A 16,352-nucleotide genomic window follows, 5' to 3' on the forward strand; every position below is an offset into this window, starting at 1 on the left:
ACTGCCCAGGTCCAAAATGGCAAGTAAAATAGCCCTAATGGGATAGGCTCTTAGCAAAACGTGCGGCATAAAGCAGGTTTGCTTCAGATTCTTTTAAGGTTCAGGCGTTACGTTTGGCGCTACGATTAAAGACAGGCTCTCATTATGCAATCCACATTACTCCAGACTAAACCCGCGTTTAGCTGGAAAGCCCTGGGCTGGGCACTGCTCTACTTTTGGTTCTTTTCCACCCTCCTGCAGGCCATTATTTATCTCACCGGATACAGTGGGACAAACGGTCTGCGGGATTCGCTACTGTACAGCTCATTGTGGCTGATCCCGGTCTTTCTGTTTCCAGGCCGCATCCGGGTTATTGCTGCCGTTATTGGCGTCGTACTTTGGGCCGCCTCGCTGGCGGCGCTGAGCTATTACGTAATCTACGGGCAGGAGTTCTCGCAAAGCGTGCTGTTTGTGATGTTTGAAACCAACGCCAATGAAGCCAGCGAATATTTAAGCCAATATTTCAGTCTGAAAATTGTTCTTGTCGCGCTGGCTTATACGGTGGCGGCGATTTTGCTGTGGACACGTCTGCGCCCGGTTTATATTCCATCCCCCTGGCGTTATCTGGTGTCGTTTGCCCTGCTGTACGGGCTGATCCTCCATCCCATCGCGATGAATACCTTTATCAAGCATAAGTCGATGGAGAAAACGCTGGATAGCCTGGCGTCACGAATGGAGCCCGCCGCGCCGTGGCAATTTATTACTGGCTACTATCAGTACCGTTTACAGCTCGCTTCGCTGAATAAACTGCTGAATGAAAACGATGCCCTGCCGCCGCTGGCTAACTTCCAGGACCACTCCGGCGATGCGCCGCGCACGCTGGTACTGGTGATTGGCGAATCGACCCAGCGTGGCCGTATGAGTCTGTACGGTTATCCGCGCGAAACCACGCCGGAACTGGACGCGCTGCATAAAACCGACCCCGGGCTGACCGTATTTAATAACGTGGTAACTTCGCGACCGTACACCATTGAGATCCTGCAACAGGCGCTAACGTTCGCGGACGAAAAGAACCCGGACTGGTATCTGACGAAGCCATCGCTGATGAATATGATGAAACAGGCCGGGTATAAAACCTTCTGGATCACTAACCAGCAGACGATGACGGCGCGTAATACCATGCTGACCGTGTTCTCTAAGCAGACTGATAAGCAGTTCTATATGAACCAGCAGCGCACTCAAAGCGCACGCGAATATGACAGCAACGTGCTGGCGCCGTTTAAAGCGGTGTTAGCCGACCCGGCGCCGAAAAAATTCATTATTGTGCATCTGCTGGGAACGCACATTAAATACAAGTTCCGCTATCCAGAAAACCAGGGCAAGTTTGATGGTAAAACCGACCATGTTCCGCCGGGATTAAGCAGCGACGAACTGGAGTCGTATAACGATTACGACAACGCGAACCTGTATAATGACTATGTTGTCGCCAGCCTGATTAAGGACTATAAAGCGACCGATCCGAACGGTTTCCTGCTCTACTTCTCCGATCACGGTGAAGAAGTGTATGACACGCCGCCGCATAAGACGCAGGGACGAAACGAAGATTCGCCAACCCGTCATATGTATACGGTGCCGTTCCTGCTGTGGACCTCAGAGAAATGGCAAGCAGCGCATCTGCGCGACTTCTCACAGGATGTCGATCGTAAGTACAGCAGTTCCGAGCTTATCCATACCTGGTCGGACTTAGCGGGCCTGACCTATGATGGTTACGACCCGACGCGTTCCATCACCAACCCGCAGTTCAAAGAGACCACGCGCTGGATTGGCAACCCGTATAAGAAAAACGCGCTGATTGATTATGATACGTTGCCGTATGGCGATCAGGTCGGTAATCAATAGCCTGTATGTTGCCCGATAACGCTAACGCTTATCGGGCCTGGCGTTCTTCTCTCCCGTAGTCCGGATAAGGCGCAAAGCGCCGCCATCCGGCAATAATCGCTTGAGGACATCGGTTTTCGACGTTACTGTTTCCTCTGTTTGCGATCGGCAGGGGATTATCATGTATCACGACGTCAGCCACCTTCTCTCCCGTCTCATCAACGGCCCGCTGCCGCTGCGCCAGATTTATTTTGCCAGCGCCAGCGGCCCAGCGCCGGAACTGGCGTACCAGGTGGATTTTCCGCGGCTGGAGATTGTGCTGGAGGGCGAGCTTACTGACATGAGCATTACCGCCCCGCTCATTCCTTGCGATGTTCTCTACGTTCCGGCTGGCGGCTGGAACATCCCGCAATGGCAAACGCCCGTCACCACCCTGAGCATTCTGTTTGGCAAACAGCAGTTAGGTTTCAGCGTGGTCCACTGGGATGGTCAGCAGCATCAAAACCTCACGAAACAGCACGTTGCGCGCCGTGGCCCGCGTATCGGCTCTTTCCTGTTACAAACGCTTAATGAGATGCAGATGCAGCCGCAAGAGCAGCAAACGGCCAGATTGATTGTCGCCAGCCTACTAAGCCATTGCCGCGATCTGCTCGGCAGCCAAATCCAGACCGCCTCCCGCAGCCGCGCGCTTTTTGAAGCCATTCGGGAGTATATTGATGAACGCTACGCCGCGCCGTTGACGCGCGAATCGGTAGCACAGGCGTTCTATATCTCGCCAAATTACCTCTCGCACCTGTTCCAGAAAACGGGGGCCATCGGCTTTAACGAATACCTGAACCATACGCGGCTGGAACACGCCAAAACGTTGCTGAAGGGTTATGACCTGAAAGTGAAAGAGGTGGCGCACCGTTGTGGCTTTGTCGACAGTAACTATTTCTGCCGCCTGTTTCGCAAAAATACGGAACGCTCGCCGTCGGAGTATCGCCGCCAGTATCACAGCCAGCTAACGGAAAAATAATCCACACGCCAGTAAAGAGAATACAGTAGATAAAACGCGCATTTACTGGATTATTGTAATATCAATGCAAAAACCTCACTCCCCCACATGGCATACAACAGCACGTTATACGTTAACCATCACCAACTTGTGAAGTAAATCACACTTTACCAAGAGCATCACATTTGTCCAGTTTTTGGCAGATTTGTCACATAGCGCATCCGGGGCACGCTCCTTTATCCTGTCCATAACGAAAACTCACGAAGAGAAAGACTATGGAACTCTATCTGGATACCGCTAACGTGGCGGAAGTTGAACGTCTGGCGCGCATTTTCCCGATTGCCGGCGTCACCACCAATCCAAGCATTGTGGCAGCCAGCAAAGAACCTATCTGGGATGTGCTGCCCAGGCTGCAAAACGCCATCGGCGAAGAAGGCACTTTATTTGCGCAGACCATGAGCCGCGACGCGAAAGGGATGGTGGAAGAAGCCAAACGGCTGAATAACGCCATCCCCGGCATTGTGGTTAAAATTCCGGTGACCGCCGAAGGTCTTGCAGCGATTAAATTGCTGAAAAAAGAAGGCATCGTGACGCTGGGCACCGCCGTCTACAGCGCATCGCAGGGCCTGCTGGCGGCGCTGGCGGGCGCAAAATATGTCGCTCCCTACGTCAACCGCGTTGATGCGCAGGGCGGCGATGGCATTCGTATGGTTCAGGAGCTGCAAACGCTACTGGAACATCACGCGCCTGACAGCATGGTGCTGGCGGCCAGCTTTAAAACACCGCGGCAGGCGCTGGATTGCTTACTGGCAGGTTGCCAGGCGATTACCCTTCCTTTAGATGTAGCGCAACAAATGCTCAATACGCCTGCGGTAGAGTCAGCAATAGAGAAGTTTGAGCAAGACTGGAAAAACGCTTTTGGTAATCTGAACCTGTAGGAGAGAAATGTATGGATCGCATTATTCAGTCACCAGGTAAGTATATTCAGGGTGCAAACGTCATCGCGCGTCTTGGCGATTATTTAAAACCAATGGCGAACAACTGGCTGGTTGTGGGCGATAAATTCGTGCTGGGATTTGCCGAAGAGACGCTGCGCAAAAGCCTGACGGGTGTCGGTTTGTCAGTAGAAATCGCCCCGTTTGGCGGCGAATGTTCGCAAAATGAGATCGACAGGCTGCGCGCCGTCGCCGAGAAAAGTCAGTGTGGCGCCGTACTGGGTATCGGCGGCGGTAAAACGCTGGATACCGCCAAAGCGCTGGCGCATTTTATGAACGTCCCGGTCGCTATCGCGCCGACCATCGCCTCTACCGACGCACCGTGCAGCGCGCTCTCGGTTATTTATACCGATGCCGGTGAGTTTGACCGTTATCTGTTGCTGCCGCATAACCCGAATATGGTCATTGTCGATACGCAGATAGTGGCGGGCGCGCCGGCGCGTCTGCTGGCAGCCGGTATCGGCGATGCGCTGGCGACCTGGTTTGAAGCGCGCGCCTGCTCACGCAGCGGCGCCACCACAATGGCGGGCGGCAAGTGTACACAGGCCGCGCTGGCGCTGGCGGAGCTATGCTATAACACGCTGATCGAAGAAGGCGAAAAAGCCATGTTGGCCGCCGAACAGCACGTCGTCACGCCAGCGCTGGAACGCGTCATCGAAGCCAACACCTACCTGAGCGGGGTCGGTTTTGAAAGCGGCGGTCTGGCCGCAGCGCACGCGATTCATAACGGTTTAACGGCGATTCCGGATGCGCACCACTATTATCACGGTGAGAAGGTCGCTTTCGGTACGCTGACGCAACTGGTGCTGGAAAACGCGCCGGTCGAAGAAATCGAAACCGTTGCGGCGCTGTGCCATTCCGTTGGCCTGCCGATTACGCTGGCGCAACTGGATATTAAACAGGATATTCCGGCAAAAATGCGCACCGTCGCGGAAGCCTCCTGCGCAGAAGGTGAAACTATTCATAACATGCCTGGCGGCGCAACGCCGGATGAAGTGTACGCCGCGCTGCTGGTCGCCGACCAGTACGGTCAACGCTTCTTGCAGGAATGGGAATAAGGTCTGCTTGCAATGAAAAATCCCCGCAATTGCGCGGGGATTTTTTTGCCCGGTGGGCATATGAGACGGTAGGCCGGATAAGCGTTAGCGTCATCCGGCATAAGATTTACAACAGATCGAAACGGTCCAGGTTCATCACTTTCACCCATGCCGCGACGAAGTCCTTCACAAACTTCTCGTGCGCATCGCTACACGCGTAAACTTCCGCCAGCGCGCGCAGTACGGAGTTGGAACCAAACACCAGATCGGCGCGGGTTGCCGTGTATTTTACCTCGCCAGTCAGACGATCCCGGCCTTCGAACAGCTCATTAGCGTCGTCGGTGGGCTTCCACTCGTAACGCATATCCAGCAGATTAGCGAAGAAGTCTGTGCTGAGCACGCCCGGTCTGTCGGTAAAGACACCGTTCTGGCTGCCGTCAAAGTTGGTTCCCAGCACACGCATCCCGCCAACCAGTACCGTCATTTCCGGCGCGGTCAACGTTAACTGCTGCGCTTTATCAATCAACAGCGATTCGGTCGTCGACACATCCAGACGCGCACGATAGTTACGGAATCCATCGGCAATCGGTTCAAGCAGCGAGAACATCTCGATGTCGGTCTGATCCTGACGCGCATCCACCCGGCCCGGCGCAAAAGGTACGCTGATGCTGACACCCGCAGCAGCGGCCGCCTGCTCGATACCGACCACGCCCGCCAGCACAATAATATCGGCCAGCGAGGCTTTATTCGTCGTTTTCTGGATCTCTTCTAATACCGGCAGAACGCGAGCCGCAACGGCGTTGACATCCCAGTCGCGCTGAGGCGCTAATGCCAGACGCGCGCCGTTAGCGCCGCCACGCTTATCGCCGCCGCGGAAAGTAGACGCGGATGCCCAGGCAACCGAAACCATCTCGCTAATAGAAAGCCCGGATGCAGCGATCGCCGCTTTCAGGTTGATAATGTCTTCCTGCGTTGGCTGGTAGAGCGGTTGCGGCAACGGGTCCTGCCAGATCAGATCTTCTTTCGGCACTTCCGGTCCGATGTAACGCGCTTTTGGTCCCATATCTCTGTGCGTCAGTTTGAACCAGGCACGAGCAAAGGCTTCATTAAAGGCCTGCGGATCGTTAAGGAAACGACGGGAAATCTTCTCGAACTCCGGATCAAAACGCAGCGTCAGGTCGGTGACCAGCATGGTTGGCTTACGTTTTTTCGACGGATCGAACGGGTCCGGGATGATGTCCGGCGCGTCTACCGCTTCAAACTGGATAGCGCCAGCCGGACTACGGGTTTGTACCCACTCATATTTGAACAGGTTCTCGAAGAAATAGTTGCTCCACTGGGTCGGCGTCTGCGTCCAGACCACTTCCAGCCCGGAGGTGATAGCATCCGCGCCAACGCCGCTACCATAGCTGCTGGCCCAACCTAAGCCCTGCGCTTCAATCGGCGCGGCTTCCGGATCGGCCCCTACATGGGATGCCGCTGCCGCGCCGTGGGTTTTACCGAGGGTATGCCCGCCAGCGATCAACGCCACGGTCTCTTCGTCGTTCATCCCCATATTGCCAAAGGTAGCGCGAATAGCGGCGGCGGCAGAAAGTGGTTCGCCACTGTGATCCGGCCCTTCCGGGTTAACGTAGATAAGGCCCATCTCGGTCGCGCCCAGCGGCGCTTTTGCCAGCGCTTCAGGGTGTCGGTGAGTCAACCAGGCTTTTTCATCGCCCCAGTTCACATCCAGATCCGGTTCCCATACATCTTCACGCCCGGCGCCGAAACCGAAGGTACGGAAGCCGGAGTTTTCCAGCGCCACGTTACCCGCCAGAATAAACAGGTCGGCCCAGGAAATTTTCTGGCCATATTTCTGCTTAATCGGCCACAACAAACGACGCGCCTTATCCAGGCTGACGTTATCCGGCCAGGAGTTAAGCGGCGCAAAACGCTGTTGACCACGACCCGCGCCGCCACGACCATCAATAGAACGGTAGGTGCCAGCGCCATGCCAGGCCATACGAATAAACAAACCGACATAGCTGCCCCAGTCGGCGGGCCACCACGGTTGTGAATCGGTCAGCAGCGCCTTGAGATCCCCTTTCAGGGCGGAGTAGTCTAACTTGCTAAACTCTTTGCGGTAGTCAAAGTCTTCACCCAGCGGGTTAGAACGGTTGGAATGTTGATTCAAAAGATCCACGCGAAGCTGGTTCGGCCACCAGTCGCGGCTGGCAGTCCCTGCGCCTGCGCTTCGGTCATGCCCCCCCTGATGGAAAGGACATTTTCCAGTGGATAACGTGTTATGGGTATCGTCGGTCGTGCTCATATCTCAGCTCCCTTTTAAAGTGTTACCGTTACGATATACACCAGGAGCAAATAGATATAGTTGAATTAATCCACAGATTCGATAGCTAATACCTTTTATATTTTTAGTTACAGAGATGTAGATCAATATGAGGTGTAATAAAGCTCCCGGCAGGGAGCTGGAGGTTATAAACCCGGTCTTACGCCCAGTGTGTGGCAAATGGCATAACTCATTTCCGCACGATTCAACGTGTAGAAGTGGAAATCCTTCACTCCTTCACGGCTTAAAATTTTCACCATGTCCATCGCAATGTTAGCGCCCACCAGCTTGCGGGTTTCTGCGTCATCATCCAGCCCCTCAAACATCAGTGACATCCAGGACGGAATGCGGACATTGGTCATATCGGCAAATTTTTTCGCCTGTTTAAAGTTAGACACCGGTAAAATGCCGGGAATAATTTCTACGTCGATACCGGCGGAAACACAGCGGTCGCGAAAACGCAGGTAGCTTTCCACATCGAAGAAAAATTGGGTTATCGCGCGGTTAGCGCCAGCATCCACTTTACGCTTCAGATTAAGCAGATCGGCCTGCGCGCTTTTCGCTTCCGGATGTACCTCCGGGTAGGCTGCTACTGAAATATCGAAATCGGCCACCTCTTTGAGCAAACCAACCAGATCGGCGGCGTACATCTCCGGCTTACCGCTGCCCGGCGGCAAATCGCCGCGCAAAGCGACAATGTGGCGGATACCGTTATTCCAGTAGTCGCGGGCGATGGTGCGCAGTTCATCGCGCGTGGCGTCAATACAGGTAAGGTGCGGCGCGGCCTCAAGCCCAGTACGCTCTTTAATGCCTTTAATAACGCTATGGGTGCGGTCGCGTTCCCCGGAGTTGGCGCCATACGTTACCGAAACAAACTTCGGTTTCAGACTGCTCAGGCGATCGATGGAGTTCCACAGGGTTTGCTCCATTTCACTGGTGCGCGGCGGGAAAAATTCAAACGAAACGTTAATCTGACCCTGTACTTCCGCCAGGCTCTGATTCAGGGCTTCCCGCTGGTTGGCGTGAAAAAAGCTCATACCTTACCTCATCAATCGCATGTTATTATTTGTTGTGTTGCAAACATCTATCCGTTTAGACGTCCAGATGTAAAAATGACGGAAAAGCGGAAGGACGTCAACTGAAAAATCACGCTAAAGAATGAGGAATATTCAGCAAAGTTGAATTTTCTTCATGTCACGCCGCGACACTGAACGCGTCGCGGCAGGGGAAATTACTTCTTCACATCCGCAACGCGCATCCCTTTGAGCTGCTCATCCGTGATGGTGTTGCCCGCCTTAAAGTAATCAACTATCGCATTCGACACATAGTAGCCGCCGGAGGTATTCCGCGCCTGGCCTTCCGTGAACGCCGCAAAACCATCGCCGCCGTCGGCAAGGAAGCTGTTGGTGGCGATGTGATAAACCGCCGCATCATCAATCGGTTTGCCATTGAGCGTCAGCACGGTAACCCGCTGGCCGATAGGTTTGCTGCTGTCATACTTCATCTCCAGCCCTTTAGACACCTGCAACACGCCGTTGCTTAATCCAGCGCCATGCTCCATCAGGCTGCGCAATTGTTTACCGGTTAAATCCATCGTGACCAGTTCATTAGGGAACGGGAAGGTACTGATTACCGCCCCCATCGTCACCGCGCCAGCCGGGATTTCGTTGCGGATACCACCAGAGTTAGTAAGCGCTAACTGGGTGTCTTTCCCCGCCGTAAAAAGCAGCGCATCCGCCGCCAGATTCCCCAGCGACGACGATTCGCCATACGCGCGGGTCAGCTCAACCGGCGACTGCGCCACCGTCTGCTGCACGACTTTATCGAGCTTTTTGTTCCAGCCGTCGATCACCTGTTTCGTTTGTGGATCTGGCTTCCACTCATCAGCAAAAATGGTCTTCAGCTCGAAGTTCTTCACCGTAAAGTGGTGTGGTTTCTCTTTGTAATCCAGCACCAGTTTGCCGACATCAATACCGCCGCTGTCCGTTGAGAGGATCAGCGTATTACCGACTTTAATCGGTTCCGGCGTACCGACATGCGCGTGGCCGGTAATCAAAATATCCAGCCCTTTTACCTTTCCAGCAATTTCACGTTACTTTCTGCCGGAAAGAGTTTGCATTACCACTGGAAAGGAATTGCGCCGCCCGAGGGTGAGGATGGCGATATTATTCACCGTATCGCCATTAAAGAACGGCAATTTTTACAGCGCAGCCAGTTCGATGAGATTCAGTATGGCCCGGCGGCGCTTAAACGTAACGCGCAAGGAACAATACTTCGCCCGGTCATTACGGCGCATGGTCATTTTCGGGTGCTGAAAAACCGCTTTCCTGATGTCACGACACACATCATTGCCCATGAGTGTTTTTTGCGCGGTGCGGTCATTACGGCATGGGCGGAGCGGTTTCGCCAGCGTCTCTCCTCGCTGTGGTTCGTTGAGGAAGAGATAAACGATGACGATTGCCGCGCAGAGTGGCAACTGTTAGGCAAAACATGGCAGGGATGGTGGCAAAATCAGTGGCAACTCTGGGGGCAAGGTCACAACCGCAAAATGGTCTGTTCGTTAACTGGTTCCCACTTAGAACAAGGTGTCGCCGTTAATCTGGCGGCCAGTCGCCGCTTTGTTACCTGGCTATGGCAACAACCTGAATTCCAGCAAAGCGCCCACTATTCCGCCAAACGCGTCACGCAAATTCTGTATTTGCTGACGGAAAAATATAACTCACAATGGAATCACATTTAACCCAATGATGTAATGCCACGCATAAAAAATCACAGATTATCATTCAGAAGGCGCTATAGATTTAATCACCTCACATCCTGCTTTTATACGCTGAAAAAGAATAGAACTATTTGATAAAATGGCCCTTCGTTTTAAGTTAAAATCGGCTATAAACGTTATTCACATAATCAATATTTATTATCAATTTAAATAGTTCTATACATTCTTATTTTCTATGGGAAACAAGGGATAAATATGGAAATTACTTTACCGTCAATGTCAGATAAAAAATGGACCTGCGCCGATCTCCTGAGTAGCTATCGATTCTGGGGGATCACTTTTTTCTTTTTGGTGCTCTCTTTTATCAGTTCGCTGGGATCGTCGTATGGTGTTTATTTTTGGAGTAAATCACTGTCTATTCCAGCCGATCGTATTGGTGTTATTCTCGTTGGCGGCCAACTGGGATACCTCCTGGGTATGGTTGCCAGCTGGTTTGTCTGCCATATAAAAAATTGTTACCCCTTCTACTTTGTTGCGCTACTGGTAATCATTGGCGTGGTCTGTTCCTTCTGCGTAAATGGCCCATCTGACGTAGACAGGCTTATTATAGCGCAGTTTTTAATTAGTCTGGGTGTGGGGATCATAACGCTGTTAGTCCCCATGCTGCTTTTCAGCGCTATCGGCAGTGCACAGACATTTGTTATTTTATTTAGCCTCTGCTTACTGTTCAAATTTATCATCGCTAGCTATCTGTCTATATTTATATACTCAATTCCTTATATAGGAATAATCGCGATTACTTTAGCGGTTATCGCGCTTTTGCTACTATTACCGCTCAAAAAAGAACTTTTCTATATTGCACCACCCAAAAGATTCTCATCAACCCAGCGCCCTGAGTGCGCAGAACCCGTTGTCGTCGCATTATTGGCCTTTTTCATTCCATTTTATATTATTTATTGGTTCTTCAGAATTCACCGGGAAATGCAGTTCGTGGCGCCTTCGCCCCGACTCATGACCGCATGTGGCGCGGGATGGCTGTCAGCAATTATGCCGTTTGGCACAGCAATATTGTGTCTGACGCTTAGCGACGAAATCCGCACTCTGCTGGCGAATAAAAACGAAGATAGCGGAATACGAACCGGCTGGACACTATTCTGGGCGTTACTGCTACCACCCGTCGGCGCGGCGATTATCCAGGCAAAAATGAACCGTTTTATTACCGCTAATACCGCGGATACTGCTGACAGAGGATAAACATGGAAGGTTTTGAGTTATTTCCAAAAATTAAAGGCGCGATCAAATGGATGGCCGAGCACAGTGACTCGGTAATTCATTTTGGCTGGAATGTTGTTGCCGCCATCATTCTACTTTTCATCGGTAAGTTAATAGCTCGCTTACTATCGAGGGGGGTGGAAAAATTACTTCTCAGGCGGCAAGTGGATGCCACTATTGTCCACTTTTTCTCCGCGCTGGTTCGCTACATCACGATAGCTTTCACGGCAGTAGCCGCTCTTGGCCGTGTCGGTATAGAAACCTCCTCAATTATTGCCGTTATCGGCGCGGCGGGTTTAGCCATTGGTCTGGCGTTGCAAGGGTCACTTTCCAACTTTGCCGCAGGCGTACTGCTTGTCTCCCTGCGCCCTTTCCGCGCCGGGGAAATTGTACAAATTGGCCTGGTTATCGGCACAGTAGAAAAGGTCCATATTTTCTCCACCACTCTGCTCACTGCGGATAGCAAAGAAGTTGTCATCCCGAATGGTAAAATTATTGCTGATAATATTATCAACTATTCACGACACCCCTATCGACGTATTGATCTGATTATTGGCGTGGATTACCAAAGCCGTATTGCTGACGTAAAAAGCGTGATACATCGTATTATTGAACAAGATCATCGCATTGATAAAACCCGCGATATTACGGTCCGCCTGGGCGAACTTGCGCCCTCTAGCCTGAATTTCTATGTTCGCGTATGGGTGCCCAACGCTCAGTACTGGAGTACTTACTACGATCTTCTGGAAAATATCAAGGAAGCAATGGATGAAAACGGCATCAATATTCCTTACCCCCGGATGGATGTCCGGGTTGAGAATGTAAAAAGCATCACGCCATAATGTTTCGTCAGCAATCGGATGGCGCTTCGTATATCAGTATCTACAGAATGACTGCATAACGTATTGATGAGGGAGCGAAGCGCAACCCGGCGCTTCGCTCACGAACTTACCTTTATTACAGCAACTGCGCCAGGCGGTTGATATCCGACTGAATCGCCCCGGCGGTCACATCGCGACCCGCGCCCGGCCCACGGATCACCAGCGGGTTATCGCGATACCAGCGGCTTTCAATAGCAAAGACATTATCGCACGGTAGCAGCGCCGCCAGCGGATGTTCCGGACGCACCGCTTCAACGCCGACGCGCGCTTTGCCATTGGCGTCGAAACGCGCCACGTAACGCAACACCAGCCCCAGTTCGCGGGCTGCCTCCAGACGCTGCACCATCTGTTCATTCAGCGCGTCGCCGTTTTCGAAAAAGTGATCGATAGACCCTTCTTCACAATGCGCTGGCACCAACGATTCTACACGCACCTGATCCGGCTCGATGTCGTATCCCGCCTCGCGCGCCAGAATCACCAGCTTACGCATGACATCTTTTCCGGAAAGATCGACGCGCGGATCGGGTTCGGTCAGCCCCTGCTGCCAGGCCTGATCCACCAGATCGGTAAACGGCACCGTACCGTCAAATTGCAGGAACAGCCAGGATAGCGTCCCGGAGAAGATCCCGCTGATCGAGAGAATCGTATCGCCGCTGTCAATCAGATCCCGCACCGTGTGGTTGATCGGCAATCCCGCGCCCACGGTGGCGTTATACAGCCAGTAACGCCCGGTTTTTTCAAACGCGTCATGAATCTGGCGATACATATCGCTGGCGCTTGCGCCCGCCAGTTTATTAGCGCTAATCACATGAAAACCGTGGCTGGCGAAATCCAGATACTGATCGGCCAGTTGCTCACTTGCTGTCACATCCAGCACCACTAAATCATCATACGGATGCGCACGCATCCACAGGAACAGCGACTCCTCATCCTGCTCAACGGCTTCATCATCAAAGAATGCCAGCGCGCGGCTGGCGTCCAGCCCTTCATAATTCAGCAGGCTACGGCGGCTATCCACCACGCCCGCCAGCACAAACTCAAAACCAGTACGCGCGGAAAGCGTGCTTTGCTCACGGGCAAACAGTTCCAGCCAACGGGAACCGATGTTCCCCTTACCGAACAGCATCAGGCCAATGCGTTTTTCGGCGCGGAAAACCGACTGATGCAGCCCCTGAATCAGGCTCTCAGTCGGGCCGGTACGCAGCACCGCCACCAGACTGATGCCCTCCTCCGACTGCCAGGTAAACTCCACTGGCTGACCTTTAAGCTGCTGCCAGAAGCGATGGCAGTGTAGCGGATTGCGAGTGACGCCCGCACCGACCATCGCCACCAGCGCCAGCCCCTGCCGCAGGCGCAATTCGCCCGGCAGCCCGACACCGTCGAGGAGTTTCAGTACGCTATCCGCTACCTCGGCGGTATAGCAGAACTGCAATAACTGGCGATCGCGATGCACGCCCACCGCCAGCGGACGCGCCTGCGCCCGTTTTAAAATGTGGTCGAGCTCTTTGTGCGCCAGCCTGAAATCCTGGCTGGCGGGCACCTGAAACTCAATCAGACAGATATCATCGTGACTGGTCACGATACGCGCGCCCGTCCCGGAAGCCAGCACTCGTTCAATTCGGGTTGACCCTTGATCCGGCGTGTAGCTACAGCGCAACTGCAAATCGATATCGCTGCCGGACACTGGCTGTAGCGTGCGGGCGTGCAGAACAGGTGCCGCCAGACGCGCCAGCTCGCTGGCTTCGTCCAGACGCAGCAACGGCAGCAGGCAGGCATCTTTCACTTTGCGCGGGTCGGCGCTATAAACGCCCGCGACATCGCTCCAGATGGTCACGCGGGAAACGCCCGCCAGCGCGCCGATTTGCGTGGCGGAATAGTCGGAACCGTTACGGCCTAACAGGACTGTTTCGCCGTCGTGATTGCGGCTGATAAACCCGGTCACGACCAGACGTTTGCCAGGATGCTGCGCCAGTAGCTGTTGCAATAAAGGATAAGATAACCCTTCATCAACCTGCGGCTGTGCGGCGCGTTCGGCGCGTAAAAATGCGCGCGCGTCCAGCCAGGCGGCATCCAGCCCCTGCTGATTCAGGACGGCGGACATCAATCTCGCCGACCAAATTTCGCCGTGTCCGACGATCTCAGCATAGACGGCATCCGTTACGCCGCCGTCGAGCAAGGCGGCAAGACGTTCCAGATCGCTGATAAAAGCGCTGGTTAAATCATCTGCCGCGTCGGCGGGAAGCAGCCCGCTAATCAGATCGCACTGGTAGCGGCGTAACGTCTGTAATACCTGATGCGCAGAAAGGCGATCGGTCTGGCTTAACTTGAGCCAGCTAATCAACTGGTTGGTGGTACTGCCTGCGGCGGACACTACCATCATATCGTCAGACTGCGAATACTCCGCCATAATGCCTGCGACACGCAGGTAACACTTCACATCCGCCAGACTACTGCCGCCAAATTTATGCAGTTGACGACCTTTCGCCCCTGCCTGCGCAATCACACTCATGTTTACCCCTTGTTTGCAGCCCGGAAGCCATTTTCCAGGTCGGCAATTAAATCTTCGCCATCTTCAATACCGGTGGAGATACGCAGTAGCGTTTCGGAGATCCCGGCGGCGGCACGCGCCTGCGGCGACATACCGGCATGCGTCATGGTGGCGGCGTGAGAGATCAAACTTTCCACTCCCCCTAAAGATTCCGCCAGCGTAAACAACGACAGCCCGCCCAGAAAACGACGCAGCGTCTCCTCATCCCCATCCAGTTCAAAACTCAACATTGCGCCAAAGCCTTTTTGCTGACGCGCGGCAATTTCATGCCCCTGATTTTCCGGCAGCGACGGGTGATACAGTTTTTTCACCAGCGGCTGGGTTTGCAGGTAATCCACAATCGCTTGCGCATTACGCTGCGCCACCTCCATACGCGGCGACAGCGTACGCAGGCCACGCAGCAGCAGATAGCTATCAAACGCCCCGCCAGTGACGCCAATATTATTCGCCCACCACGCCAGTTCAGTGACCATTTCCGGATCTTTAGCAATCACCACGCCGGCCACGACATCCGAATGACCGTTGAGATATTTCGTGCATGAATGCAACACCAGATCGGCACCCAACGCCAGCGGATTTTGCAGCGCCGGGCTTAAAAACGTGTTATCAACGACGCTCACTGCGCCCGCCTCGCGCGCCAGCCGACAGATTTTCGCAATATCCACCACGCGTAACAATGGATTACTTGGACTTTCTACCAGTACCAGCTTCGGTTTTTCTTCCAGCGCCGCCTGTAAGGCGCGTTCATCGCTCTGATCGACAAACCGCACACGATAACAGCCGCGTGTCGCCAGACTGTCAAACAGACGATAACTGCCGCCATAGCAATCATGCGGCGCGACCAGCAGATCGCCCGGCTTGAGGAAAACGGTGGTGATCAGATGAATCGCCGACATGCCGGTATTCGTCAATACCGCGCCCGCGCCGCCTTCCAGTTCCGCTAATGCGCGCTGAACCACATCACGCGTGGGATTACCGCGGCGGGAATAATCATGCGCGCGCGGCTCATTGAAACCGGTAAAGTTATAGGTACTGGAGAGATGGATTGGCGGCACAACGCAGCCGTATTGCTCGTCGTCGTTTAATCCGCTACGCACTGCGATAGTGGCCTGTTTACGCGTCATATGAAGATATTCCTGGCTGAGTCGGTGAAAGTCAGGCCACAGATTAACCACTACCACAATAGACGTCAATACATCTGGACATCTAAACTTCTTTGCGTATAGATTGAGCAAACCGCAAATAGCCGTTAAAATTATATGCATTAGCGCACATCTGCGACCGCTAACTTCGTGTCAGGGCCGCGCCACTACGGTAAACTACGCGCGATTATGGTCCGGGCTCAGGTTCAGACCTCAATATTAATGACGAAGAGGATTAAGTATCTCATGGCTGAATGGAGCGGCGAATATATCAGCCCATACGCTGAGCACGGTAAGAAGAGTGAGCAAGTCAAAAAAATTACGGTTTCCATTCCTCTGAAGGTGTTAAAAATCCTCACCGATGAACGTACGCGTCGTCAGGTGAACAACCTGCGCCACGCCACCAACAGCGAGCTGTTGTGTGAAGCATTTCTGCACGCCTTTACCGGGCAACCCTTGCCGGATGATGCCGATCTGCGAAAAGAGCGCAGCGATGAAATCCCGGAAGCGGCAAAAGAGATCATGCGTGAGATGGGGATTGACCCGGAAACGTGGGAATACTGATAGCAAAGCATGCG

At 53.4% G+C, this 16,352-nt stretch carries 11 protein-coding genes and 2 pseudogenes; 8 read left to right on the top strand and 5 right to left on the bottom strand.

Annotated elements, in window-relative coordinates; all coding sequences use genetic code 11:
• Positions 1–144 precede the first annotated feature (144 nt).
• The 4 genes from ACLD4K_RS08250 to ACLD4K_RS08265 all read left to right on the top strand — a co-directional run bounded on the left by ACLD4K_RS08250 (position 145) and on the right by ACLD4K_RS08265 (position 4,907).
• On the top strand, positions 145–1,878 hold the full coding sequence (locus tag ACLD4K_RS08250) for a phosphoethanolamine transferase CptA (protein WP_411011674.1): 1,734 nt from the start codon (positions 145–147) through the stop codon (positions 1,876–1,878).
• Between the two features lie 160 nt (positions 1,879–2,038).
• Positions 2,039–2,875, top strand: coding sequence for a helix-turn-helix transcriptional regulator (locus ACLD4K_RS08255; RefSeq protein ID WP_000274595.1), 837 nt, complete (start codon positions 2,039–2,041; stop codon positions 2,873–2,875).
• Positions 2,876–3,129: 254 nt separating this feature from the next.
• Positions 3,130–3,792 (top strand): fructose-6-phosphate aldolase, encoded by a 663-nt coding sequence (gene fsa / locus ACLD4K_RS08260; protein ID WP_000424861.1) that lies wholly within the window; start codon positions 3,130–3,132, stop codon positions 3,790–3,792.
• A gap of 11 nt (positions 3,793–3,803) precedes the next feature.
• Positions 3,804–4,907 carry a glycerol dehydrogenase gene (locus ACLD4K_RS08265; RefSeq protein WP_411011675.1) on the top strand — a complete coding sequence of 368 codons (1,104 nt, stop codon included), beginning with the start codon at positions 3,804–3,806 and terminating at the stop codon, positions 4,905–4,907.
• Positions 4,908–5,013: 106 nt separating this feature from the next.
• Here ACLD4K_RS08265 and katG read toward each other — a convergent pair whose 3' ends face one another.
• The 3 genes and pseudogenes from katG to ACLD4K_RS08280 all read right to left on the bottom strand — a co-directional run.
• Positions 5,014–7,194 (bottom strand): catalase/peroxidase HPI, encoded by a 2,181-nt coding sequence (gene katG, locus ACLD4K_RS08270; RefSeq protein WP_000108102.1) that lies wholly within the window; start codon positions 7,192–7,194, stop codon positions 5,014–5,016.
• 164 nt (positions 7,195–7,358) lie between these two features.
• A complete protein-coding gene (gene metF / locus ACLD4K_RS08275) occupies positions 7,359–8,249 on the bottom strand; it encodes a methylenetetrahydrofolate reductase (protein WP_000007507.1) in 891 nt (296 codons plus the stop codon).
• Between the two features lie 194 nt (positions 8,250–8,443).
• Positions 8,444–9,301: pseudogene (locus tag ACLD4K_RS08280) on the bottom strand (bifunctional metallophosphatase/5'-nucleotidase); the annotation flags it as partial.
• Here ACLD4K_RS08280 and ACLD4K_RS08285 point away from each other — a divergent pair.
• The 3 genes and pseudogenes from ACLD4K_RS08285 to mscS form a co-directional block, all read left to right on the top strand.
• A pseudogene (locus tag ACLD4K_RS08285) lies at positions 9,284–9,952 on the top strand (cytoplasmic protein); the annotation flags it as partial. The pseudogenes ACLD4K_RS08280 and ACLD4K_RS08285 overlap by 18 nt on opposite strands.
• A gap of 234 nt (positions 9,953–10,186) precedes the next feature.
• The gene (locus tag ACLD4K_RS08290; protein ID WP_411011676.1) at positions 10,187–11,185 is read left to right on the top strand and encodes a hypothetical protein; all 999 of its coding nucleotides are present in this window, start codon (positions 10,187–10,189) and stop codon (positions 11,183–11,185) included.
• A 2-nt stretch (positions 11,186–11,187) separates the two neighbouring features.
• Positions 11,188–12,045 carry a small-conductance mechanosensitive channel MscS gene (mscS, locus tag ACLD4K_RS08295; protein ID WP_411011677.1) on the top strand — a complete coding sequence of 286 codons (858 nt, stop codon included), beginning with the start codon at positions 11,188–11,190 and terminating at the stop codon, positions 12,043–12,045.
• 115 nt (positions 12,046–12,160) lie between these two features.
• On the opposite strand, the gene ACLD4K_RS08300 is transcribed toward mscS, so the two are convergent.
• Both ACLD4K_RS08300 and metB read right to left on the bottom strand, forming a co-directional pair.
• A complete protein-coding gene (locus ACLD4K_RS08300; RefSeq protein ID WP_411011678.1) occupies positions 12,161–14,593 on the bottom strand; it encodes a bifunctional aspartate kinase/homoserine dehydrogenase II in 2,433 nt (810 codons plus the stop codon).
• Positions 14,594–14,595: 2 nt separating this feature from the next.
• Entirely contained in the window at positions 14,596–15,756 is a 1,161-nt protein-coding gene (gene metB, locus ACLD4K_RS08305; protein ID WP_411011679.1) for a cystathionine gamma-synthase, read from the bottom strand.
• Between the two features lie 264 nt (positions 15,757–16,020).
• On the opposite strand from metB, the gene metJ reads away from it, so the two are divergent.
• Positions 16,021–16,338, top strand: coding sequence for a met regulon transcriptional regulator MetJ (gene metJ, locus ACLD4K_RS08310; RefSeq protein WP_000852811.1), 318 nt, complete (start codon positions 16,021–16,023; stop codon positions 16,336–16,338).
• Positions 16,339–16,352: the final 14 nt, after the last annotated feature.

This window comes from Salmonella sp. 741265055_HSA, assembly GCF_046569525.1.
GTDB lineage: Bacteria > Pseudomonadota > Gammaproteobacteria > Enterobacterales > Enterobacteriaceae > Salmonella > Salmonella enterica.

Bases quoted from the DNA above. Each gene is read 5' to 3' on its own strand.
- fsa (WP_000424861.1), top strand. From the start codon at position 3,130: ATGGAACTCTATCTGGATACCGCTAACGTGGCGGAAGTTGAACGTCTG.
- katG (WP_000108102.1), bottom strand. From the start codon at position 7,194: ATGAGCACGACCGACGATACCCATAACACGTTATCCACTGGAAAATGT.
- metF (WP_000007507.1), bottom strand. From the start codon at position 8,249: ATGAGCTTTTTTCACGCCAACCAGCGGGAAGCCCTGAATCAGAGCCTG.
- ACLD4K_RS08300 (WP_411011678.1), bottom strand. From the start codon at position 14,593: ATGAGTGTGATTGCGCAGGCAGGGGCGAAAGGTCGTCAACTGCATAAA.
- mscS (WP_411011677.1), top strand. From the start codon at position 11,188: ATGGAAGGTTTTGAGTTATTTCCAAAAATTAAAGGCGCGATCAAATGG.
- metB (WP_411011679.1), bottom strand. From the start codon at position 15,756: ATGACGCGTAAACAGGCCACTATCGCAGTGCGTAGCGGATTAAACGAC.
- ACLD4K_RS08265 (WP_411011675.1), top strand. From the start codon at position 3,804: ATGGATCGCATTATTCAGTCACCAGGTAAGTATATTCAGGGTGCAAAC.
- ACLD4K_RS08290 (WP_411011676.1), top strand. From the start codon at position 10,187: ATGGAAATTACTTTACCGTCAATGTCAGATAAAAAATGGACCTGCGCC.
- ACLD4K_RS08255 (WP_000274595.1), top strand. From the start codon at position 2,039: ATGTATCACGACGTCAGCCACCTTCTCTCCCGTCTCATCAACGGCCCG.
- metJ (WP_000852811.1), top strand. From the start codon at position 16,021: ATGGCTGAATGGAGCGGCGAATATATCAGCCCATACGCTGAGCACGGT.
- ACLD4K_RS08250 (WP_411011674.1), top strand. From the start codon at position 145: ATGCAATCCACATTACTCCAGACTAAACCCGCGTTTAGCTGGAAAGCC.